Origin of the sequence: Kitasatospora sp. NBC_01246 (genome assembly GCF_036226505.1) — a bacterium.
Classification (GTDB): domain Bacteria; phylum Actinomycetota; class Actinomycetes; order Streptomycetales; family Streptomycetaceae; genus Kitasatospora.
In genome coordinates this window covers 2,434,558-2,455,186 of the sequence record NZ_CP108484.1, presented here as the reverse complement: position 1 = coordinate 2,455,186, position 20,629 = coordinate 2,434,558, and the positions used below count along the sequence as shown (strand labels likewise).

The window sequence follows — 20,629 nt, the reverse complement described above, 5'->3', positions numbered from 1 at the left end:
GGTGGCCGTGCGGTGGGGAGTGCGCGGCGGGGTGTGCGCGGCGGGTGCTACGCGGCCTGGGGCATCGTCAGGTGCTTGCCCAGCCACTCCATCGCCGGCGGGATCTCCCGCGTCCAGGTGTGGAAGTTGTGGCCGCCGGTGTCCAGGGTGATCGTGGAGAGCTTGGTCGGCGCCTTGAACGCCTTCACCATGTCCTGGGTGGCGGCGTAGTTGTTCTCGTCGTGGGCGGTGGCCAGCAGCAGCGAGACCGGCGCGGCCGGCTGGTTCTGCAGCCGCCACAGCAGGTCGTTCTCCTGCTTCAGCCGGCTGTCGCCGCCGAAGAGGTCACCGGTGGTCTCGTCGATCGGCGCGGTGTAGTAGCCGGAGAGGGAGACGGCGGCCCGGTAGGCGTCCGGCTTGCGCAGCGCGAACTTCAGCGCGCAGTAGCCGCCGGTGGAGTTGCCGATCACGGCCCGGTTGGCCGGGTCGGTGCCGATCCGGTAGGTGGTGCCGAGCGCCTTGGGCAGGTCGCTGGTGAAGAAGGTCTCCACCTGCGGGCCGTTCGGGACGTCCACGCACTCGGTGTCCCGGTTGTTGACGAGGGTCGGCCGCATCATCACCAGGATGGTCGGCGGGAGCTTCTTCTGGTCGATCGCCTCCAGCGCGGAGGCCGGGTACTGCATCAGCGAGATCAGCTTCTCGGGGGTGCCGGGGTAGCCGGCCAGGACCAGGGCCATCGGGAACTTCTGCTGCGCGAAGTCGGGCTGGAAGTACTGCGGCGGCAGGTAGACGAACCCGTCGGTGCTCAGGCCGCTGCCCGCTCCTTTGACGGAGACCTTGTGGATCAGGCCGACCCGCTCCGGGTTGGAGCCCTGCTGGGCGTAGAACTTCTGCTCGCCGGTGATGGCGACGGAGGCGTTCGGCTGGTGGTCGACCACCGTGCCCGGCCCGCCGTTGGTGCCCAGGAGGTCGGTCCAGGAGCTGTAGAAGCCGAAGTAGCCGTTGGCGATCAGCCCCATCGCGACCAGCACCGAGATCTGGGTGGCGAGGAAGGCGCCGATCCGCCCGAGCCAGGCCTGCCAGCCGCGCCCGCCGAATCTCGGCCAGAGCCACATCGTGGCGGCGAAGACGCCGATCGCGAGGAGGGAGGCGATGATCTGGAGGGGGAGTCCCGTAAGCCTGAGCACGTGACCGATCGTAGTTGACGGGCGGTGGCGTCCCGTGCGCCCCTCTATGCGCCCTGCCTGCGCCTCAACACGCCTCTTGTGCGCCCTGTTGACCGCGTGACAAAGGCTCGGGATCATGTCCGCGGGGAATGCACGGAGCGTGCATGAGAGATCACCGGGGGAGCGGGCATGAAGTCCTTCGTCAAGGTCGGCCTGGCGGCCGGCACAACGCTGCTGCTGGCGGCGTGCTCCAGTGGAGGGTCCGGAGGGGCGGACTCCTTCGGCCTGGGCCCGGGCAAGAGCGCCCCGGCGTCGGCGAGCGCCAGTGCGAGCCCCAGCCCGACACCCACCCCGACCCCGACGCCGACCAAGCCGCCGTACGGGCCGGTCCTGGTGAGCTACATCGACCCGGTCAGCGCCGCGCTCGGCAAGCTCAACGCCTCCGCCGGTCTGGACGCCTTCGCCACCACGCTCCAGGAGGCGGCCACCGCCGCGTCCTCGGCCGGCAGCGGCCTGGGCCTCGCGGGCGAGCCGGCGGCCGTCAGCACGGCGCGGCGCCAGCTGGTGACGGCGCTCGGCCAGCTCTCCACCGACCTGACCAAGGTCCGCAGCGACATCAAGGCGAAGAACCTCTGCGCCACCACCTCGGCCTTCGCCCAGGTCGGCCTCTCCGAGGGCCTCAAGGCGGTGCCCCCCGCCCTCGCCCAGATGGCCGCCGCCGGGTATCCCACCACCTTCAACGTCCCGCAGACCCCGCAGCTCCAGACCCGGTCGCTGGAGAGCGGCACCATGGTCCGCTCGGGCCGCCTCAAGGGCGAGGGCGTCCTCAACGTCGACAACGGCGGCAGCTCCGACGCGGTGGTCTCGCTCGCCCAGAACGGCAAGTCGATCCACTCGGTCTACGTCGGCAAGGGGAAGAAGGCGTCCATCGAGGGTGTCGAGGACGGCACCTACGACGTCTTCTTCGCCGGCGGCGTCGACTGGGACCCGACGCTGAAGGCGTTCACCCAGAGCTGCGACTTCAGCAAGTTCGACGACAGCATGGCCTTCGAGACCGGTCGCACCTACACCTCGTGGTCCATCACCCTCCAGCCGGCGGTCGGCGGCAACGCCAAGACCAGCGACGTGGACGAGGACACCTTCCCGCAGCCGTAACGCAAGAAGTACCCGCGGCGCCGTCGGCCGATCCGGCCGGCGGCGTTGTCCTGTGCGGGGTGCCGTCCCGTGTCGCGGGCGACGTGCGCCAGGGCGGCGAGCGGTGTGCCGACGAGGACGGGCAGATCCAGGGTGCAGGTGGTGCCGGCGGGGGCGGGCAGGTCCCGGGTGGGCCTCGGACTCTGCGACACCTGACGGTCCACCCGGTGGCACCGGTCCTGCCGTCGCACCGCCGGGCAGGCTCGCGGGCGGCGCCGCGGACATGTGGTGCACATCTCGAACCTGCCTCCCGGGTGGCAGGTTTGGGGCGGGGCGCGTGCTGCGACCTCGGGTGATGGGGCGTAGGGCGGCGAAGGCCGTGGCAGCGGCGCGGAATCGGTGGCGCGAGTTCTGTCGGCATGGTTGACCCGTTGAGGTGGTCATGGCACTTTCGTGCGGCGCGGGCGTCCGCGACCGGTCGTACGCCCCGCAATCCCCCACAAGGAGAAGCATGTTCAAGAGACTTGCCGCCCTCGTCGGCGCAAGCGCCGTCGTCGCGGGTGGGCTGACCCTCGCCGCCACCCCCGCCCAGGCGGTCCAGGCCGGCGATCTGACGTCCACCATCGCGCTGAGCAACTGCTCGGCATCGCTGGTCCGTTACCCCTCGTCGGTGGACACCGACCGGGCCCTGATGCTCACCAACGGCCACTGCCTGCCGACGATGCCGTCGGCCGGACAGGTCGTCCAGAACCAGAGTGCCAGCCGCAGCGGCACGCTGCTCGGCTCCTCGGGCAACTCGCTCGGCACCGTCCAGGCGGACAAGGTCCTCTACGCGACCATGACCGGCACCGACGTCGCCCTGTACCAGCTGACCGACACCTTCGCGTCCATCACCTCGAAGTTCAGCGCCACGGCGCTGACGATCAGTGACACGCACCCGGCCGACGGCTCGGCGATGTACATACCCTCGTCGTACTGGAAGCAGGTGTGGAACTGCTCGGTCAACGGGTTCGTCGACACCCTGCGCGAGGACGAGTGGACCTGGCACGACTCGCTGCGCTACAGCGCGGGCTGCAACACCACGCACGGCACGTCCGGTTCGCCGATCGTCGACGCCGCCACGAAGAAGGTCGTCGGCATCAACAACACCGGCAACGACGACGGCCAGATGTGCACCCTCAACAACCCGTGCGAGGTGGCGGCCGACGGCACCACCAAGGCCACCAAGGGCCAGAGCTACGGCCAGGAGACGTACTGGTTCACCACCTGCCTCGGCACCGGCCGGGTCATCGACCTCAACGTCAGCGGCTGCCTGCTCACCAAGCCGGCCGGCACCAGCGTCTCGGTCACCAACCCGGGCAGCCAGAGCACCGCGCTGAACGGCTCGGTCAACCTGCAGATCTCGGCCTCCGGCGGGACCGCCCCGCTGACCTTCACGGCCACCGGCCTGCCGACCGGCCTGTCGATCAGCTCCAGCGGCAAGATCACCGGCACCGCCACGGCCGCGGGCACCTACAACGTGACCGTGACCGCGAAGGACGCCGCCAACAAGACCGGCACCGCCGCCTTCACCTGGACGGTCTCCGGCGGCGGTGGCGGCACCTGCACCCCGGCGCAGCTGCTCGGCAACGCCGGCTTCGAGACCGGCAGCGCCGCGCCCTGGACGGCGTCCAGCGGTGTCGTGGACAACAGCGCCTCGCAGGCCGCGCACGGCGGTTCGTGGAAGTCCTGGCTGAACGGCTACGGCTCCACCCACTCGGACAACCTCTCGCAGGCGGTGGCCGTCCCGGCCGGCTGCAAGGCGTCGCTGAGCTTCTACCTGCACATCGACACGGCGGAGACCGGCTCGACGGCGTACGACAAGCTGACCGTCTCGGTGAACGGCACCGCGCTGAAGACCTACTCCAACGCGGACGCGGCGGCCGGCTACCAGCTGCGGACCTTCGACCTCTCGTCCTACGCGGGCCAGACGGTCACCGTGAAGTTCGCGGGCACCGAGGACGCCTCGCTGCAGACCAGCTTCGTGATCGACGACACGGCGCTGCAGACCAGCTGACGCCTGCGCCGTAGTCCCCTCGGCCGCCCGGTCCCCGACCGGGCGGCCGTTCGCGGGTCAGAACAGCCGGTGCCCCTTCACCCAGACGCTGCGCCTGCCGTCGGCGCCCACCAGCCGGAACTTGTTGATGCCGGGGTAGGACCAGCCGATCCGGAAGAAGCTCAGCCCGAAGACGAACGCGAGGAAGGCCCACAGGAACAGGAGGCCGAAGCCGTCCGTCGCGTCCGGGTCGTTCTCATCCACGGTCTGGCCGCCCAGCTGGACCAGCATCGGAACGACGACCGCCAGCGAGAGCAGCAGCGCCGCCCCCACCACCAGGTAGATCCACCGCTTCCGGCGCGCCGTGGGGCGGCTCTCGACCCTGGCGCAGAACGCCCGCCGGCACCGATCGCAGGTGAACGACGCCACCGCGCTGCCCCGTTGAGGGCGCTTGCGGTCCTCGCCCGAGATGATGCCGATGTTCCAGTTGACCCTCGTGGCGGTGAACCCGGCCTCGACGCTCACCCGGCACCCCAGCGCGATCGAGTACCGCTCCTCGATCGACGGATTCCTGACTCCCATACGTCCCCCCTGCCGCCCGCGCCCACCGCGGGTGAGCCAGGGTACCGTCCGAAGCCGGTTCCGGGGGTCGGATTGCCGCCCAAGTTCCCTTCTTTCCAAGCGTGTTGAGGTCAATCGCCTCTGGGGCGGTGGGAGTGGTCTTCTGGAGGTGCCCCCTTCTCTGGTGTCCTCGGGTGCCGGGGTTCGTCCAGGAGGCGCTCGGCCGGGTCTTCGTGAAATGGCGCAGGACAGCCCGGCTCGACAACCCGAGCGGCTACGCGCAGACCGTGCTGGTCAACACCTTCCTCACGCACCGGCGCCGCCTGGCCTGCTCGCCCGACCGGTGCCACTGCTGCCGCCGGGTACCACGCAGACCCCGTGCTGAAGGCGATCGTCACCGACCCCGTCTGGCAGTCCTGACCCCCACCGTGGCTCGGGTGTCCGCCCCGTGGGGTGGGTCACGGTGCGGTGCGGGGGATCTGCTGCTGCCACTCGCGGGTGAAGACGATGTCGCCTGCTTCGAGGGCGGTGAGCTGGGTGCGGGTGAGGAAGTGGGTGGGGGTGCAGCGGAGTTCGGTGCGGGTCCGGAGGGTGATGTCCCAGCCGATGGCGGGGCGTTCGAGGCGGACGGTGCGGTCGCTGCGGGCCTGGGCGCTGGTGGGGGCGGCGGTGAGGATCCGGTAGGCGGTGACGGTGTGCTCGTCGCGGACCAGGCCGTCGGGGTGGGTGCGGGTGCCGTCGGTGGCGGGGGAGAGTTCGGTCCGCCACTCGTGGCGGGCGATGTCGTGGACGGTGAGGCGCTCGGGGCGGGCGGTGAGCGGTTCGGTGACGTGGACGGGCGGTGGCAGCGGGAGGGTGGGGGAGGCGAGGACGACGGGGGCGGTGTCGGGGTCGGCGGCGAGGTGGCGCACGGGGAGGATCAGGGCGCTGTGGGAGGGGTCGAGTCCGAAGCCGGCGGGCTCGGGGTCGGGCCAGAGCCACGGCCAGTAGGTGGAGGAGAGGGCGAGCCGGAGCCGGTGGCCGGGTGGGACGGTGAGCCCGGCGGGGGCGAGCTCGACGGTGATGTCCGGCGCGGGCGGGGTGGCGAGGCGGGCGCCCCGGGCGAGCAGGGTGGAGGTGCCGTCGGGGGCGACGGCGCAGAGGCGGGCGATCACCGGTCCGGCCTCGGCCGGAGGGCGCAGGCGCAGCCGCAGGGACGGGGCGCCGAGCAGTTCGAGCGGTTCGGGCAGCGGCAGCGAGTCGAAGCAGACCGAGCGTCCGTCCTCCTCCCGCTGGTCCGGCGGCCGGTCGGCGGGGCGGCCGAGCGGGACGTACGCGCCGGCGTTGAGGCCGGTGTGCTGCGGGGAGCGGACGTGGACGTAGCGGTCGTCGGAGGCGGTGCCGGCGGTGCGCAGCGGGCCGTCGAGGCCGTAGCGGACGGTGCGGACGTCGGGCGGGGGCCAGGGGTCGGCGGCGGTCCAGCGGTCGCCGGTCCAGCTGCGCAGGGCGGGCGTCCGGAGCGCGCCGGTGTCGGCGCCCTTGAGCCAGTGGTCCCACCAGCGCAGCGTCTCGGCCAGGGCGTCGTCCGGCAGGCCGTGCGGCCAGGGGCCGAGCAGGGCGCGGACGGGGACGGCGGCGGTACCGGCGGCGAGCAGGCGCAGGACCGCGGCGCAGGACGGGTCGCCCCAGCCGGCGACGGCGAGGGTGGGGACGGCGGCGGTGGCCGGCGGCTCGCCCCAGCCGGCGGCGAGCCGGGCGGGGAGGTCCGGCTCCAGGGCTTCGAGCCGCTCCCGCCACATCGCCCGCCAGTCGTCGCCGACGTACTGCGGGTCCGGGGGGCGGGCCGCGTCGGTGAGCCGGGCGCCGGCGCGGGTGTGCAGGTCGGCGGCGAGGGCGGCGCCGCCGAGGCGGTGGCCGCCGTCGGGGCAGGCGGTGACCACGGCGTGCACGGCGTCCGGGGCGCGGGCGGCCAGCCGCAGGGCGCCGGCGCCGGCCGCTCCACTGCCGAGCAGTCCGATCCGGCCGGTGCACCAGGGTTCGGCGGCGAGCCGGCGCAGCAGGTCGGCGCCGTCGGTGAGGTCCTGCTCGCCGGCCCCGTCGTCGGGCCGGCCGCCGGAGTTGCCGCAGCCGCGGGCGTCGACCCGGACGGCGGCGTAGCCGTGGCCGGCGTACCAGGGGTGGCGGCGGGCGTCGTCGGCGGCCGTCCAGTCGGTGAGGCGCCCGCCGGAGTACTCCAGCACCACGGGGACGGGGTCGTCGGTCACCGGGCGCCAGAGCCGCGCGTACAGCTCGGTGCCGTCGGGCAGCGGGACGCGGACGTCCTCGCGGACGGTGCGGTAGGAGTACGAGGGCATGGCCGCTCCCATCGAGTCCCGGATCGGCGGGGCCCCGGTGGCGGGGGGCCCGCTCGGCGGGCCACGGTGCGGGGCGGGCCGGAGCCCGCCCGCGCCGCAGGCGTCAGCAGTCCGACCCTAGGGGAGGATGCCGGCACTGTCCTGGTGAGCGGGCCCCGGCGGGGCGCGACGGGGGCGTCAGGCCTTGCTGAGCCAGGCGGTGGCGTTGAGGGCGAGGGCGGCGTTGGTGCCGGCCGGGTCGTTCCAGCCGTCGAAGAGGGTGTTGCCGGACTGCCCGGTGCCGTCGTCGGCCGGGGAGCTGTCGCCCCAGATCGCGACCCGGCCGCTGCCGTAGCCGCTGGTGACGAAGAAGGCGCCGGTGGTGCCGCTGTAGCCGGTCCGGTAGAGCAGGCCCTTGACCGAGGGGTTGTCGGCGGGCTTCAGGGTGAAGGTGGTGCCGGAGCGCAGGATCGAGCCGGTGACGGTGCCGAAGGCGCCGTGCAGGACGGGGTCGGCGGGGTCGTTGACGGCGCGCGGGTTGTCGGTGGAGATGTTCTTGACGTCGACGCTGAAGCCGAAGGGGTCGTCGTTGTCCACCCCGTTGTTGGTGAGCAGGTCGTTGATGACGGCGGGGGAGTCCCAGCCGTCGTTGTTGCGGTCGCTCTGGTTGTGGTCGGAGATCAGGAAGAGCCCGCCGCCGTTCTGCACGAAGCGGATCAGGGCGGCCTTCTCGGCGGCGCTGAAGCGGACGTTCGGCTCGGGCACCACGAAGGTGTCGAAGTTGGCGAGGTCGAGCGCGGCCCCGGTGCCGTAGCTGATGGTGGAGCCGGCCGGGAGGGTCTTGAGGCTGTACTGGCCGGTCTTCTGCAGGGCGACGCCCCAGGCGGAGAGCGCGCCCGTCCAGCTCTTCTCGGTGCTGGGGCTGGCGTTCTGGGCCAGCGGGTCGGGCTGGCTGGTGGAGATGATCCAGTCGGCGTTGCCGGCGGTCTCGGCCTTGGTGTTGTCGAACAGCACCCGGTGGGGGGCGGCGGCGGTGGCCGCGGTGGGGGCGGGTGCGGTGCCGGCCGCGGTACGGGCGGTGGGGGAGGCCGAGGCGGTGGGGGCCAGGCCGGAGAGGCCGGCGGCGAGGAGGGCCGGGGCGACCAGGGCGGCAGCCGTTCTCATGCGGATCATGTGCCGTTCCTCCGTGGGGAGTTGAGGTGTCGGCGCCCGAGTATTCGCGCGTAGATCCGAGTATCCGCGTGCGGTCCGTCCGGTGAAAGCCTCCGGAGGTTACGGGTACTTGTACGGTACATGGCGATCTTTGGGAGGACCGGAGCGCTTCCGGAATGCGCCCTCCGCGCGCCGTCAGGTCCCGACCGCCCCGGACCAGTACTTGCGTATGACTTGCAAGTACTTCCTCGCCGAGGGAAAGATGGCCCAGCTCCGCCCGCTCCCCCGAAAGGACGACACGATGTCCAGCCCCGCCGCAGGTGCCACCGCCGTCAGATGGCGCGACCGGCTCACCCGTGAGGAGTGGATCCGCCTGGCCGGCATGGGCGGCTTCATCCTCGCGCTGCACGTGATCGGCTGGTTCACCCTCCTCGCGGTCATCGCACCCGAGCACTACGACGTCGGCGGGCAGGTGTTCGGCGCCGGGATGGGCCTCACCGCCTACACCCTCGGCATGCGGCACGCCTTCGACGCGGACCACATCGCGGCCATCGACAACACCACCCGCAAGCTGATGGGCCAGGGCAAGCGACCGCTCTCGGTCGGCTTCTGGTTCTCGCTGGGGCACTCCTCGATCGTCTTCGGCCTCTGCGCGCTGCTCGCCTTCGGCATCCAGTCGCTGGCCGGCCAGGTCGAGTCCGACGACTCCACCCTGCACGACACGACCGGCCTGATCGGCGTCTCCGTCTCCGGGACGTTCCTGCTGCTCATCGGCCTGATCAACCTCGGCGCCTTCAACGGCATCCTCAAGGTCTTCCGCAAGATGCGCGAGGGCGAGTTCGACGAGGCCGAGCTGGAGCAGCAGCTCGACAAGCGCGGCTTCATGAACCGCATCCTGGGCCGGGTGACCAGGGCCGTCACCAAGCCCTGGCACATGTACCCGGTCGGCCTGCTGTTCGGCCTCGGCTTCGACACCGCGACCGAGGTCTCGCTGCTGGTCCTGGCGGGCGGCGCGGCCGCGTTCCAGCTGCCCTGGTACGCGCTGCTGGTGCTGCCGGTGCTGTTCGCGGCGGGGATGAGCCTGCTGGACACCATCGACGGGTCGTTCATGAACTTCGCTTACGAGTGGGCGTTCTCGAAGCCCGTCCGCAAGATCTACTACAACCTGACCGTCACCGGTCTCTCCGTCCTGGTCGCGCTGGTCATCGGCTCGATCGAGCTGATCGGGCTGCTCGGCGAGAAGCTGGACATCACCAGCGGGCCGGTCGCCTGGATCGGCGAGCTGGACCTCAACTTCGTCGGCTACGCCATCGTCGGCCTCTTCGTGCTCACCTGGGCGGCGGCGATCGCCTACTGGAAGCTCGGCCGGGTCGAGGAGAAGTGGTCGGCGGGCCTGGCGAGCGCGGCGGAGAAGGCCGAGTAGCGGCGGGGCTCCGCGGGCGGGCGGTCGGCGCCGGCCGGCCGGAGCGCGCGAACGGCGGGCCGGTCCGGGGGAGAACCTCGGACCGGCCCGCCGTTTCGTCGTTCGGTCTGTCCGTCCGTCCGTCTGTGTCCGTCCGCATCGTCCCGGCTCCGCCCGGAGCCTGCCGGGCGCTCGCTCGCAGCCCGCCCGGACCGGCCGGCCGACCCGCCCCGGGGGGACGGAGCGCGGGTGCCGGGCACCCGGTCGGAGCGGCGAGCGCTCGAAATCGGCCAAATTTCCGAGGGATGGGGATCGGTGGAAACCCCTACGGAAGGCCGGAAAGCGGCGCCGGCGGTGCCGTCAGGGCATCGCGGGCGCGAAGCGGCCGGTCGGGCCGGCCGCCAGGGTGCGGTCGAGCAGGGACAGCGCCCGCAGCTCGGCCACGCCCTGGTCCGGCGCGCGGACGTACAGCACCAGTCCCACACCCCCCGGGACGGCGCAGGCGCGCACGTGCTCCAGACCGTCGCCCGGCCCCGCGCACCCCCACACAGCTGCCTGGACGTCGGCGGCCCCCGCCTCGCCCGTCGGCGCGGCGGAGACGTCCAGGAGGGTCAGGTGGACGGGGAACACCGAAGGGTCAGTCCCAGCCGATGCCCGGATTCCCGGTGGGGGTGGTGTCCCAGCCGATCGCCGCGGGCAGCGGGTGGTCCCAGCCGATGCCGGTGTCGGCGGCCACGCCGGCGGTGACGGCGGCCGGCTGGGCGGCGAAGGCGGGCGCGGAGACGCCGGCGAGGGAGAGTGCGAGGGCGGCGGCGGCGAGCAGCCGGACGGTCTTGGGCACGGCGGTTCCTGTTCTGGGCACAGTGGTTCAGGGCGCGAAGGGGCAGAGCGCGGGGGAGGTGTGCGAGCGCGGGGCGTTGGAGCGCGGGGGAGGGTGCACGCACGGGGAATCCTCCCCGGTGGCGGCCCCCGGGCGGGAGGGGCAGCGGCGGGCAGCAACAGGCCAGGCAGCAAGCTGCAACCTCCTGGCGAAATCCCCGCGGATGCGCTCACCGGCCGGCCCGCCCCCGTCGGCCGGTCCGCCGGCGGGGCCGTGGGCGCGGTGGCGGTACCGCTCGCCAGGGCCGCTGCCGGTGCCCTCCGGCGACACCCCCGGGTACCGTTCCGGCGGGGCTGTCGGCGTGGTTCCCCGCCGGGGGCCGGCGTACACCCGAGCCGCTTGACCGGATCATGCCTTGTGACGCCGGTGCCACGGCGCAAGGATCGAGCCGCAGATCGCCCGATAATCCCATTGCGACGAGCAGGGGTCATTGAAGTGCTGGAACTGCTGGGCCTCGACACCACCGCGGAGGCCGTCTACCGCGAGATGCTGGCCGACCCCGAGGGTGGCGTGGTCGAGCTGTGCCAGCGGCTCCGGCTGCCCGAACGCGCCGTCCGGGAGGCACTCGACCGGCTCGCCGACCTCACCCTGCTGCGCGCCTCGCGGGACCGCCCCGGGGCGTTCTGGCCGGTCAGCCCGGAACGCGGACTGGAGCTCCTGCTGCGCCGTCAGGAGGAGGACCTCGCCCGGCGCCAGCAGGAGCTGGCCGTCTCCAAGGCGGCCGTAGCGCGGGCCGTGGCCGAGTACGCGACGCTGCGCGCCAGCACCCTGGTGGACGGCGGCGAGCGGCTGGTCGGCCTGGACGCCATCCAGGCCAAGCTGGAGGTGCTGACGGCCCGGCTGACCTCCGAGTGCCTCGCGGTGATGCCCGGCGGCGCGCAGTCCGCGGCCAGCCTGGCCGCCTCCCGGCCGTTGGACGAGGACGCCCTGGTGCGCGGGGTGAGCCTGCGCACCATCTACCAGGACAGCGTCCGCAACGACCCGGAGACCCTCGGGTACGCGCAGTGGATGACCGGTCTCGGCGGGCGGGTGCGCACCGCCCCGGTGCTGCCGCCCCGGATGCTGGTCTTCGACCGCTCCACCGCCGTGGTGCCGATCGACCCGGAGAACACCCGGCTCGGCGCCCTGTGCACCGAGGAGCCGGGCATCGTCGCCTCGCTGGTCGCGCTCTTCGAGCAGACCTGGGAGACGGCCGTCCCGCTCGGCACCCACCGGGCCGAGGACGCCGGCACGGGCCTGAGCGCCGGTGAGCGGGAGCTGCTGCGGCTGCTCTCCACGGGGCTCACCGACGACGCGGCGGCCAAGCGGCTCGGGGTCTCGGTGCGGACGGTGCGCCGGCAGATGGCCGCGCTGATGGAGCGGCTGGACGCGGGCAGCCGGTTCGAGGCGGGCCTGAAGGCCGCTCAGCGCGGCTGGCTCTAGCGGCGGTCGCGGCCGCGGCGGTCGGGCGGCGGGCGGGCGGTCGGCCCCGCCGGGGCGGTCCGACGGGGCGGCCCGGCGGGGCCGGGAGCGGCATCCCCTCGGCCCTGGGAGTGACCGTCAGGGCGGCGGCGGGACCCCGCCGGGCGCCCAACCTGTCGCGCGCGTCACAGCTTCGGGTGTGATCTCGCCGACGGTCTCGATTGTTCACCGCCGAGGTCTTGTCGCGTCATTTTCTACGCGCGTATCTTAAGGCGCTGCGGGGGCCGTCCAGGATCCCCGGGCCCGCGCCTCTACGCGGGTAGCGCACTCGCGCCCGTCTGACCCACCCTCACGTCCCGGCGGCCCCACGACTGCCGGGCCACTCGTGCCACCCCCGTTGCCGTGCCGCTGCGCGCCACGACGAACCAAGGAGTCCCGTCCAGGTGACCACCTCCCCCGCTTCCCGCCCGCGGTCGCGCCGCACCCTGCTCCGCGCGACCCTCCTTCCGGCCGGCCTGGCCGTCTCGCTGGTGCTCGTCCCGCTGCCGGCCGCGGTGGCCGCGCCCTCGGCCGACGCGGTGATCGCCGAGGTGTACGGCGGCGGTGGCAACTCGGGTGCCACGCTGAAGAACGACTTCATCGAGCTGGCCAACAAGGGCGGCGCCGCCTTCGGCCTGGACGGCTGGAGCGTGCAGTACATATCCGGCACGCCCGGCGCGAACTCCCAGTGGGGCGTCACCCCGCTGACCGGTGCGATCGCCCCCGGCACCCGCTACCTGGTCGCCGAGGCGGCCGGCGCGGGCGGTACGGTCGACCTGCCCGCCCCGGACGCGGCCGGCTCGCTGGCCCTGTCGGGCACCAGCGGCACCGTCGCGCTGGTCCGCGGCACCGACCCGCTGACCTGCAGGACCGCCGCCGACTGCGCCGCCGACCCGCGCGTGCGGGACCTGGTCGGCTTCGGCACCGCCGTCGTCCACGAGGGCTCGGCCGCCGCCGCCGGCGCCTCCAACACCGCCTCGGTGGCCCGCAAGGCGGGCCTCGCGGACACCGACGACAACGCGGCGGACCTCGCCGCCGGCGCCCCGAGCCCGACCAACAGCAAGGGCGAGGTCGCCGAGGGCTCCACCCCGACCGGTCCGACCGAGCCGGGTACCGTCCGGATCCACGACATCCAGGGCACCACCCGGCTGTCGAGCCGGACCGGCAAGACGGTCGCGGGCGTACCCGGCATCGTCACCGGCGTGCGCGGCTACGGCTCCAAGGGCTTCTGGATCCAGGACCCGAACCCGGATGCCGACCCGGCCACCAGCGAGGGCGTCTTCGTCTACACCGGCAGCGCCAACCCGACCGTCAAGGTCGGCGACTCGGTGCTGGTCACCGGCAAGGTGACGGAGTACTACCCGAACTTCAACGGCGGCTCGCAGTCGCTCACCCAGCTCAGCGGCCCGGCCGTCACCGTGCTCTCCTCGGGCAACCCGCTGCCGGCCGCGGTCGAGGTCGACACCCGCAACATCCCCGGCACCTACACCCCGCAGGCCCCGGCCGGCGGCACCGTCGAGTCCCTGCCGCTCCAGCCGGAGAAGTACACCCTGGACTTCTACGAGTCGCTGGAGGGCATGCGCGTCCAGGTCAAGGACGTCCGGGTGATCCAGGCGACCGACAAGTACAACGAGCTCTGGGTCGCGGCCGACAAGCAGGACCAGAAGAGCCGGCGCGGCGGCGTGCTGTACGAGTCGTACGAGGAGCCGAACGTCGGCCGCCTGATGGTGCAGCAGCAGGCGCCGGCCGCCCAGCAGCCGTTCCCGGTCGCCAACGTCGGCGACGTGCTGACCGGCACCACCGACGGCCCGCTGGACTACAACAGCTTCGGCGGTTACACCCTGGTCGCCGGTACCCTCGGCGCGCTCCAGGACAACCACCTGGCCCGCGAGGTGACCGCGCAGCCGGCCGACCGCGAGCTGACCATCGCCACCTACAACGTGGAGAACCTGGCGCCCGGCAACCCGGACGCCAAGTTCGCCGAGCTGGCCCAGGCCGTGGTCACCAACCTGCGCTCGCCCGACGTCCTCGCCCTGGAGGAGATCCAGGACAACAACGGCGCCAAGAGCGACGGCACGGTGGACGCGAGCCAGACCGTCGCCAAGTTCGTCGCCGCCATCAAGGCGGCCGGCGGTCCGGCGTACGACTGGCGCTCGATCGACCCGGAGGACGGCAAGGACGGCGGCGAGCCCGGCGGCAACATCCGCCAGGTCTTCCTCTTCAACCCGCAGCGGGTCTCCTTCACCGACATCGCCGGCGGCAGCGCCACCGCCGCGGTGGACGTGGCCGGCACCGGCGCGGCCACCGCGCTGACCGCCTCGCCCGGCCGGATCGCCCCGGCCGACGAGGCCTGGGTGAACAGCCGCAAGCCGCTGGTGGGCCAGTTCTCCTTCCGCGGCAGGAAGGTCTTCGTCATCGCCAACCACTTCAACAGCAAGGGCGGCGACCAGGGCATCGACAGCCGCTTCCAGGCCCCGGCCCGCAGCTCCGAGGTGCAGCGCCTCAAGCAGGCCACGGTCGAGCAGGCCTTCGTGGCCAAGCTGCTGGCCGCCGACAAGGAGGCCAAGGTGGTCTCGCTCGGCGACTTCAACGACTACCAGTTCTCGCCCGCGCTGGCCGCGCTGACCAAGGACGGCGTGCTGCGCGACCTGGTGAACGAGCTGCCGGAGAAGGAGCAGTACTCCTACGTCTACCAGGGCAACTCGCAGGTGCTGGACCACGTCCTGGTCAGCCCAGAGGTCGGGTACGCCAAGTACGACGTGGTGCACATCAACAGCGAGTTCGCCGTCCAGGCGAGCGACCACGACCCGCAGGTGGTCCGCATCAAGCCGTAGGGCCCGCGGCACGACCGAGGGGGCGGTGACCGGAGTTCCGGTCGCCGCCCCCTCGGGGTTCCCGCCCGCGCCCGCGGCTACTTCAGGGCGGCGAGCACGGCGTCCGCCATCACCTTCTCGCCGGTGGCGTTGGGGTGGAACGGGACGGCCGGGGAGCCCGGCAGCGCGCCCTCGATCCAGCGGTCGTCCGAGCAGACGTCGTGGCCGACGGTCGGGGTGGCGGTGTCCACGTAGGTGGCGCCGCCCGCGGCCGCGGTGGACCTGAGCATGGCGTTCAACTGGCCGAGCACGCCGTACATGTACTCGACGTCCCCCGCCGTGACGGGCTGGCGCAGGAAGCACTCGGAACCGTCGGCCGGCAGCACGGACGGGTAGCCCACCAGCAGGACCCTGGCGCCGGGGGCCTTGGCGTGGACGCGCTTCAGGGTGTCGGCGATCTGCGGCCGGGCGGCGGCGATCCGGTCGGCCAGGTCGTCGTTGCCGTACTGCCAGGACCAGCTGGACCAGTCCCAGTAGCCGTGGTGGAAGACGTCCTTGCAGGGCGTGCCCAGCGGGTTGACCGCCGCGCCGGCGATGCAGACCCCGACCAGTTCGCCGAGCCCGAGGTCGGTGGCGCCGAGGTCGTTGCCGCCGATGCCGAGGGTCACCAGGTCGGTGTCGGCGGTGACGGCGTCCAACTGCGGGTCGTTGACCCGGATGAACGCGTCGTACTGGGGCTGCGTCATCGCCTTCACCTTGGCGGCGGCGCAGGTGACGTCGGTGTAGGCGGTGGCCTTGAGGGCGGCCGCCACCAGGTGGCCGTAGTTGCGGTCGGAGCGCAGGCACAGGCCGGCCGACTGGCCGGGCACCCCGGCGCCGGCGGCGTAGGAGTCGCCGAGGGCGACGTAGTGGCGGGGGGCGGGCGTGGCGGCCTGCGCGCTGGTGGAGGTCAGGGCGAGGGCCGCGCCCAGTGCGGCGGCGGCGAGCAGGGCGGGCTTCCGGGAAGTCCGGGTCGTACGGCGTTTCCGGGCAGGGCTGAGCACGGGTTCCTCCTGGGGGAGAGAGAACGAGTGGGGGTCGCGCCAGCCGGGCCACAGCTTTACTACTGACAGGTAAGTTACCGCCAGGTTTCGAATGCGTCCATGCCCGGCGCGGAAATTCCCGAAAGCCCGTCAGAAGCATTTCGGAATAACGCTCCACCGTGTATCGGAGGTATTTCCGAAACGCCTCGGAGCGGAATTGCCGCCGCAGCTTGTTACTCACCGGTTGACGCGCCCCGCCGCAGGCCGCAGTATCGGGCGCACGCCGCACCGCCCGAACGCCGCACCGCAGGACCACCGGCTGCACCGCCGGACCACTGATGGAGGAGAGCGCATGGCCCTGGACGCCGATGTCATCGTCATCGGAGCCGGTCTCGCGGGCCTCGCCGCGACCGCCGAACTCGCCGACGCCGGACGGCGGGTGATCCTGCTCGACCAGGAGCCCGCGGCCTCCTTCGGCGGGCAGGCGCACTGGTCCTTCGGCGGTCTCTTCCTGGTCGACTCGCCCGAGCAGCGCCGGATGCGGATCCGCGACTCGCACGCGCTCGCCCTCCAGGACTGGCAGGGCACCGCCGGCTTCGACCGCGCCGAGGACGCCTGGCCGCGCCGCTGGGCCGAGGCCTACGTCGACTTCGCGGCGGGGGAGAAGCGGGCCTGGCTGCGCGCCCAGGGCGTGCGGTTCTTCCCGGTCGTCGGCTGGGCCGAGCGCGGCGGGCTGCTGGCCGACGGACCCGGCAACTCCGTCCCCCGCTTCCACATCACCTGGGGCACCGGGCCCGGCCTGCTCGAACCCTTCGTCCGCCGGGTCCGAGCCGCCGCCGAACGCGGCCTGGTCGACCTGCGGTTCCGCCACCGCGTCACCGGCCTCTCCGCGCACGCCGGGGTCACCGACACCGTCGCCGGCGAGGTGCTGGTGCCCAGCAACGCGGCGCGCGGCGAAGCCAGTTCGCGCGAGGTCGCCGGCCAGTTCGAACTCCGCGCGCAGGCCGTGATCGTCACCTCCGGCGGCATCGGCGGCAACCACGACCTGGTCCGCAAGGCCTGGCCCGCCCGGCTCGGCACCCCGCCCGAGCGGATGCTCTCCGGCGTCCCCGCCCACGTCGACGGCCTGATGCTCGGCATCACCGGCGAGGCGGGCGGCAACCTGATCAACGGCGACAGGATGTGGCACTACACCGAGGGCATCGAGAACTGGGACCCGATCTGGGCCCGGCACGGCATCCGCATCCTGCCCGGCCCGTCCTCGCTCTGGCTGGACGCCCGCGGCCGCCGGCTGCCCGTCCCGCTCTTCCCCGGCTTCGACACCCTCGGCACCCTCGAACACCTCCGGACCACCGGGCACGACCACACCTGGTTCGTGCTCAGCCAGAAGATCATCGAGAAGGAGTTCACCCTCTCCGGCTCCGAGCAGAACCCCGACCTCACCGGCCGCTCGGTGCGCGGCGTGCTCGGCCGCGCGCTGCCCGGCGCCCCCGGCCCGGTCCGCGCCCATCTGCGGCACGGACCCGACTTCGTGGTCGCCGGCAACCTGGCGGACCTCGCCCGCGGCATGAACGCCCGCACGCGCGAGGCGCTGATCGACCCGGACGAGCTGCGCCGCACCGTCGAGGCCCGGGACCGGCAGCTCGCCAACCCGTTCGCCAAGGACCTCCAGGTCACCGCCATCCACGGCGCCCGCCGCTACCTGGGCGACAAGCTGATCCGCACGGCCGCTCCGCACCGCATCCTCGACCCGGCCGCCGCCCCGCTGATCGCCGTCCGGCTGAGCATCCTGACCCGCAAGTCGCTCGGCGGGCTGGAGACCGACCTCTCCGCCCGGGTGCTGCGGCCCGGCGGCGAGGTGCTGGAGGGCGTGTACGCGGCCGGCGAGGCCGCCGGCTTCGGCGGCGGCGGGGTGCACGGCTACCGCTCGCTGGAGGGGACCTTCCTCGGGGGCTGCCTCTTCTCCGGCCGCACGGCGGGCCGTGCGGCGGCGGCCGCGACGGCGTAACGGGCGGCGGCCTTCGCACCACAACAGCCCTGGGCTGCTGTCGAGTTGGCCCGGGAGTGCGCTGCGGCGAACGCGGAGCCGGACCGGCCCGGTCGGCCCCGGGTGCCCGCACCGCCGCGCCCGTCACCGGCCGTTCGGCGACCACCACCCGGCCCCGGGCGGGGCCGTGCCGACCCTGCCCGGTAGCGTCTGATGCTCGCCGCGGCCCGAACGGCCGGGTCCGACCGGTACCGGTGGCGCGGCGGGCGGGGGAGAGTGGTGGCAGCACAGGCCGTGTTGGTGACGACCCGTTGGGGCGGGGCACTGCGAAGGGGCGGGGCATGAATGGTCGGGGGACCGTACTCGGAGGTCGGTACGCGCTGACCGAGTGGATCGGTGGCGGCGGCATGGGCGCCGTCTGGCGCGCCGACGACCGGGTGCTGGAACGGCAGGTCGCCGTCAAGGTCCTGCACGCGGGACTGCTGGAGGAGGGGACGTTCGCGTCGCGGTTCCGGCGCGAGGCCCAACTGCTCGCGGCGATCAGCCACCCGGGCATCGTGGAGGTCCACGACTACGGGGAGCAGGGCGGCGACGCCGGTCACGGCGCCGAGGGCGAGCGGATCGCCTACATCGTGATGGAGCTCGTCGAGGGGCGGCCGCTGGACAAGGCCCTCGCCGAGGACGGCCCGATGCCGCCCGAGCGGGCGCTGAGCCTGCTCGCCAGGGCGCTCGACGCGCTGCACGCCGCCCACCAGCAGGAGATCGTGCACCGGGACGTCAAGCCGTCCAACCTGATGCTGGGGGACGACGGCCGGGTGACGGTGACGGACTTCGGCATCGCGCGGGCGCTGGTGAGCACCACGCTCACGGCGACCAACGTGGTGGTCGGCACCGCCCTGTACATGGCCCCGGAGCAGGCCGGCGGCGGCGGAGTCACGCCGGCCTCGGACCTCTACTCGCTCGGCGTGGTCTGCTACGAACTGCTGACCGGCACGCCGCCGTTCACCGGCGAGAGCGTGGTCGAGGTGGCGCTCAAGCACGTCCAGCAGCCGGCGCCGGAGCTGCCCGGTGAGTTCGCGCCGGCCGTGCGGGAGTTCGTCGCCCGGGCGCTTGCCAAGCAGCCGGGGGACCGGTTCGCCGACGCCGCCGCGATGGCGGCCGCGGCACGGGAGGCGGTCGGCGACAGGTCGGCGCCGGTCGCCGCGGTGGTGCGCCCCGTCCCGCCCGCCGTGCCCGGGACCCCGGTGGCCGGCGCCCCGGCGGCCGAGGTCGCCCGGGTGGCACGCCGGACCGGCGCCGAGCCCGGTGCGGGCCGGCGGTGGCGCCGCCTCCTGGTGCCCGTCATCATTCCGGTGGTCATCACCGGTGGTGCGGCCACGGTCGTGCTGGTGGAGCGGGGCCCGTTCCACACGCGGACGCAGACGCAGACGCAACAGCCCGGTGCGCAGCCGGCGGTGTCGGTGTCCGCCGGCCCGCTCACCGACAGCCCGGCGGCGACCGCGTCGCCGACCGGGGAGCTCCCGGCCACGCCGGCGCCGGGCGCGGAGCCCACGCCGGGCGCTCCACCGGCCGCGGAGCCCGAGGCCGGCGGAGCGCCCGTGCCGCCTGCCGGCGGCGCGCCGGAGGTCCCTGCACCGGGCGCGGCACCGAAGCCGGGCGGCGGCACGGGGTCGGCCGGCGGGTCCTCCGGGGGGTCCGCCGGTGGGTCGGGCGGCACCTCGCCGAAGACGGGCGGCAGCGGCAGCGGTGGGGGCGGCGGGGCGGCTCCCGCGCCGAACCAGCCCGCGCCGCAGGCCCCCGCACCCCAACAGCCCGCCCCGTCGGCACCCGCGCCGAACCAGCCGGCGCCCAGCCCCGAGGCTCCCAAGCCGCCGGAGTCCAAGCCATCGGCGCCGACCGTGCCCGCGGGGTGCGGCGGCAGCCGGTGGGGCGACATCGTCAACGTGGCCGACGGCCAGAAGCTCGGCCTGGCCGCCGCCGGCCCGTCGCCGGGCGGCGCCGTCGTGGTGGGCGGGACGACCGCCTACGGCTGGGTGCGCTCGGACCCGAACCCGGGCGGCTGGTACGAGATCCACGCGTGCGGCCTGAGCGGGCCGGCCCTCGTCCAGGACACCGACTTCTCGAACACGTCGAGTCAGAAGGTGCTGCTCTCACCGGGGTTCAGCTTCATGGCCAACTGGTCGGTGGTCGGCGCGGGCGCCCAGGGCGTCTACTACCTCAAGGACTACATGGGGTCGACCTGCCTGACCGACAACGGCGCGGGCAGGCAGGCCACCATGACCGCGTGCACGCCGGGCAACGCCTACCAGCAGTGGCGGATGCCCTGAGCCGCGGGGCTCCGGAGTGAGCCCTACCGGTCGTCGGTGACGCCGAGGCGCAGGTGGTCGACGTGGTAGACGGCGTGGTCGAGGAGTGCGGCGACGTGGTCGTCGTGGAGGGAGTAGACCACCGAGCGGCCGCGGCGCTCGCCGACGACCAGGCCGAGGTTGCGCAGCAGGCGGAGCTGGTGGGAGCAGGCGGACTGCTCCATGCCGACGGCGTCGGCGAGTTCGGTGGCGGCCCGCGGGCCCTCCCGCAGCTGGGCGAGTATCAGCAGGCGGGAGGGGGTGGCCAGGGCCTGGAGGGTGTTCGCCACCTTGGCCGCGTTCGACGCGTCCAGGCGCATCTGCGGCACGGCGTTCTCGGCGGCTGCGTGTCCCATGGGGGCATCCTACGGGGCGGGGCTCCGGCGGGGCCCGGCACGCAG

At 73.5% G+C, this 20,629-nt stretch carries 15 protein-coding genes; 7 read left to right on the top strand and 8 right to left on the bottom strand.

What is annotated here, in order from left to right:
* Positions 1-47: 47 nt before the first annotated feature.
* Positions 48-1,166 (bottom strand): alpha/beta hydrolase, encoded by a 1,119-nt coding sequence (locus tag OG618_RS10725; protein WP_329487115.1) that lies wholly within the window; start codon positions 1,164-1,166, stop codon positions 48-50.
* A 168-nt stretch (positions 1,167-1,334) separates the two neighbouring features.
* Between OG618_RS10725 and OG618_RS10720 the strand changes: the two genes are divergently transcribed.
* Both OG618_RS10720 and OG618_RS38015 read left to right on the top strand, forming a co-directional pair.
* Complete coding sequence (locus OG618_RS10720) at positions 1,335-2,300, top strand: hypothetical protein (protein ID WP_329487114.1); 966 nt, start codon at positions 1,335-1,337, stop codon at positions 2,298-2,300.
* Positions 2,301-2,790: 490 nt separating this feature from the next.
* On the top strand, positions 2,791-4,335 hold the full coding sequence (locus OG618_RS38015; protein ID WP_442906778.1) for a putative Ig domain-containing protein: 1,545 nt from the start codon (positions 2,791-2,793) through the stop codon (positions 4,333-4,335).
* Positions 4,336-4,392: 57 nt separating this feature from the next.
* Here the strand turns inward: OG618_RS38015 and OG618_RS10705 are convergent, their stop codons facing one another.
* The 3 genes from OG618_RS10705 to OG618_RS10695 form a co-directional block, all read right to left on the bottom strand.
* On the bottom strand, positions 4,393-4,896 hold the full coding sequence (locus tag OG618_RS10705) for a hypothetical protein (protein WP_329487113.1): 504 nt from the start codon (positions 4,894-4,896) through the stop codon (positions 4,393-4,395).
* Positions 4,897-5,333: 437 nt separating this feature from the next.
* Complete coding sequence (locus OG618_RS10700) at positions 5,334-7,208, bottom strand: CocE/NonD family hydrolase (RefSeq protein WP_329487112.1); 1,875 nt, start codon at positions 7,206-7,208, stop codon at positions 5,334-5,336.
* Positions 7,209-7,385: 177 nt separating this feature from the next.
* On the bottom strand, positions 7,386-8,360 hold the full coding sequence (locus tag OG618_RS10695) for a hydrolase (protein ID WP_329487111.1): 975 nt from the start codon (positions 8,358-8,360) through the stop codon (positions 7,386-7,388).
* Between the two features lie 280 nt (positions 8,361-8,640).
* Here OG618_RS10695 and OG618_RS10690 point away from each other — a divergent pair, with 280 nt between their 5' ends.
* Positions 8,641-9,762: a HoxN/HupN/NixA family nickel/cobalt transporter gene (locus OG618_RS10690; RefSeq protein WP_329492064.1), complete on the top strand. Its 1,122-nt coding sequence runs from the start codon at positions 8,641-8,643 to the stop codon at positions 9,760-9,762.
* A 339-nt stretch (positions 9,763-10,101) separates the two neighbouring features.
* Here OG618_RS10690 and OG618_RS10685 read toward each other — a convergent pair whose 3' ends face one another.
* Both OG618_RS10685 and OG618_RS10680 read right to left on the bottom strand, forming a co-directional pair.
* Positions 10,102-10,371: a hypothetical protein gene (locus OG618_RS10685; protein WP_329487110.1), complete on the bottom strand. Its 270-nt coding sequence runs from the start codon at positions 10,369-10,371 to the stop codon at positions 10,102-10,104.
* Between the two features lie 7 nt (positions 10,372-10,378).
* Positions 10,379-10,582, bottom strand: a complete 204-nt coding sequence (locus OG618_RS10680) for a hypothetical protein (protein WP_329487109.1) — start codon at positions 10,580-10,582, stop codon at positions 10,379-10,381.
* A 474-nt stretch (positions 10,583-11,056) separates the two neighbouring features.
* Here OG618_RS10680 and OG618_RS10675 point away from each other — a divergent pair, with 474 nt between their 5' ends.
* Complete coding sequence (locus OG618_RS10675; RefSeq protein ID WP_329487108.1) at positions 11,057-12,043, top strand: helix-turn-helix transcriptional regulator; 987 nt, start codon at positions 11,057-11,059, stop codon at positions 12,041-12,043.
* Positions 12,044-12,465: 422 nt separating this feature from the next.
* Positions 12,466-14,895, top strand: a complete 2,430-nt coding sequence (locus OG618_RS10670) for a lamin tail domain-containing protein (protein WP_442906777.1) — start codon at positions 12,466-12,468, stop codon at positions 14,893-14,895.
* A gap of 77 nt (positions 14,896-14,972) precedes the next feature.
* Here OG618_RS10670 and OG618_RS10665 read toward each other — a convergent pair whose 3' ends face one another.
* Positions 14,973-15,917, bottom strand: coding sequence for an SGNH/GDSL hydrolase family protein (locus OG618_RS10665; RefSeq protein ID WP_329487107.1), 945 nt, complete (start codon positions 15,915-15,917; stop codon positions 14,973-14,975).
* A gap of 331 nt (positions 15,918-16,248) precedes the next feature.
* Between OG618_RS10665 and OG618_RS10660 the strand changes: the two genes are divergently transcribed.
* Together OG618_RS10660 and OG618_RS10655 are read left to right on the top strand one after the other, a co-directional pair.
* Positions 16,249-17,904: an FAD-binding dehydrogenase gene (locus OG618_RS10660; protein WP_329487106.1), complete on the top strand. Its 1,656-nt coding sequence runs from the start codon at positions 16,249-16,251 to the stop codon at positions 17,902-17,904.
* Positions 17,905-18,224: 320 nt separating this feature from the next.
* Positions 18,225-20,210, top strand: a complete 1,986-nt coding sequence (locus OG618_RS10655; protein ID WP_329487105.1) for a serine/threonine-protein kinase — start codon at positions 18,225-18,227, stop codon at positions 20,208-20,210.
* A 23-nt stretch (positions 20,211-20,233) separates the two neighbouring features.
* On the opposite strand, the gene OG618_RS10650 is transcribed toward OG618_RS10655, so the two are convergent.
* Positions 20,234-20,584 (bottom strand): ArsR/SmtB family transcription factor, encoded by a 351-nt coding sequence (locus OG618_RS10650; RefSeq protein ID WP_329487104.1) that lies wholly within the window; start codon positions 20,582-20,584, stop codon positions 20,234-20,236.
* Positions 20,585-20,629: the final 45 nt, after the last annotated feature.

What these genes read in the sequence shown, in the direction of transcription:
- OG618_RS10695 (WP_329487111.1), bottom strand. Translation starts at nt 8,360, where the DNA reads ATGATCCGCATGAGAACGGCTGCCGCCCTGGTCGCCCCGGCCCTCCTC.
- OG618_RS10700 (WP_329487112.1), bottom strand. Translation starts at nt 7,208, where the DNA reads ATGCCCTCGTACTCCTACCGCACCGTCCGCGAGGACGTCCGCGTCCCG.
- OG618_RS38015 (WP_442906778.1), top strand. Translation starts at nt 2,791, where the DNA reads ATGTTCAAGAGACTTGCCGCCCTCGTCGGCGCAAGCGCCGTCGTCGCG.
- OG618_RS10690 (WP_329492064.1), top strand. Translation starts at nt 8,641, where the DNA reads ATGTCCAGCCCCGCCGCAGGTGCCACCGCCGTCAGATGGCGCGACCGG.
- OG618_RS10720 (WP_329487114.1), top strand. Translation starts at nt 1,335, where the DNA reads ATGAAGTCCTTCGTCAAGGTCGGCCTGGCGGCCGGCACAACGCTGCTG.
- OG618_RS10705 (WP_329487113.1), bottom strand. Translation starts at nt 4,896, where the DNA reads ATGGGAGTCAGGAATCCGTCGATCGAGGAGCGGTACTCGATCGCGCTG.
- OG618_RS10650 (WP_329487104.1), bottom strand. Translation starts at nt 20,584, where the DNA reads ATGGGACACGCAGCCGCCGAGAACGCCGTGCCGCAGATGCGCCTGGAC.
- OG618_RS10655 (WP_329487105.1), top strand. Translation starts at nt 18,225, where the DNA reads ATGAATGGTCGGGGGACCGTACTCGGAGGTCGGTACGCGCTGACCGAG.
- OG618_RS10660 (WP_329487106.1), top strand. Translation starts at nt 16,249, where the DNA reads ATGGCCCTGGACGCCGATGTCATCGTCATCGGAGCCGGTCTCGCGGGC.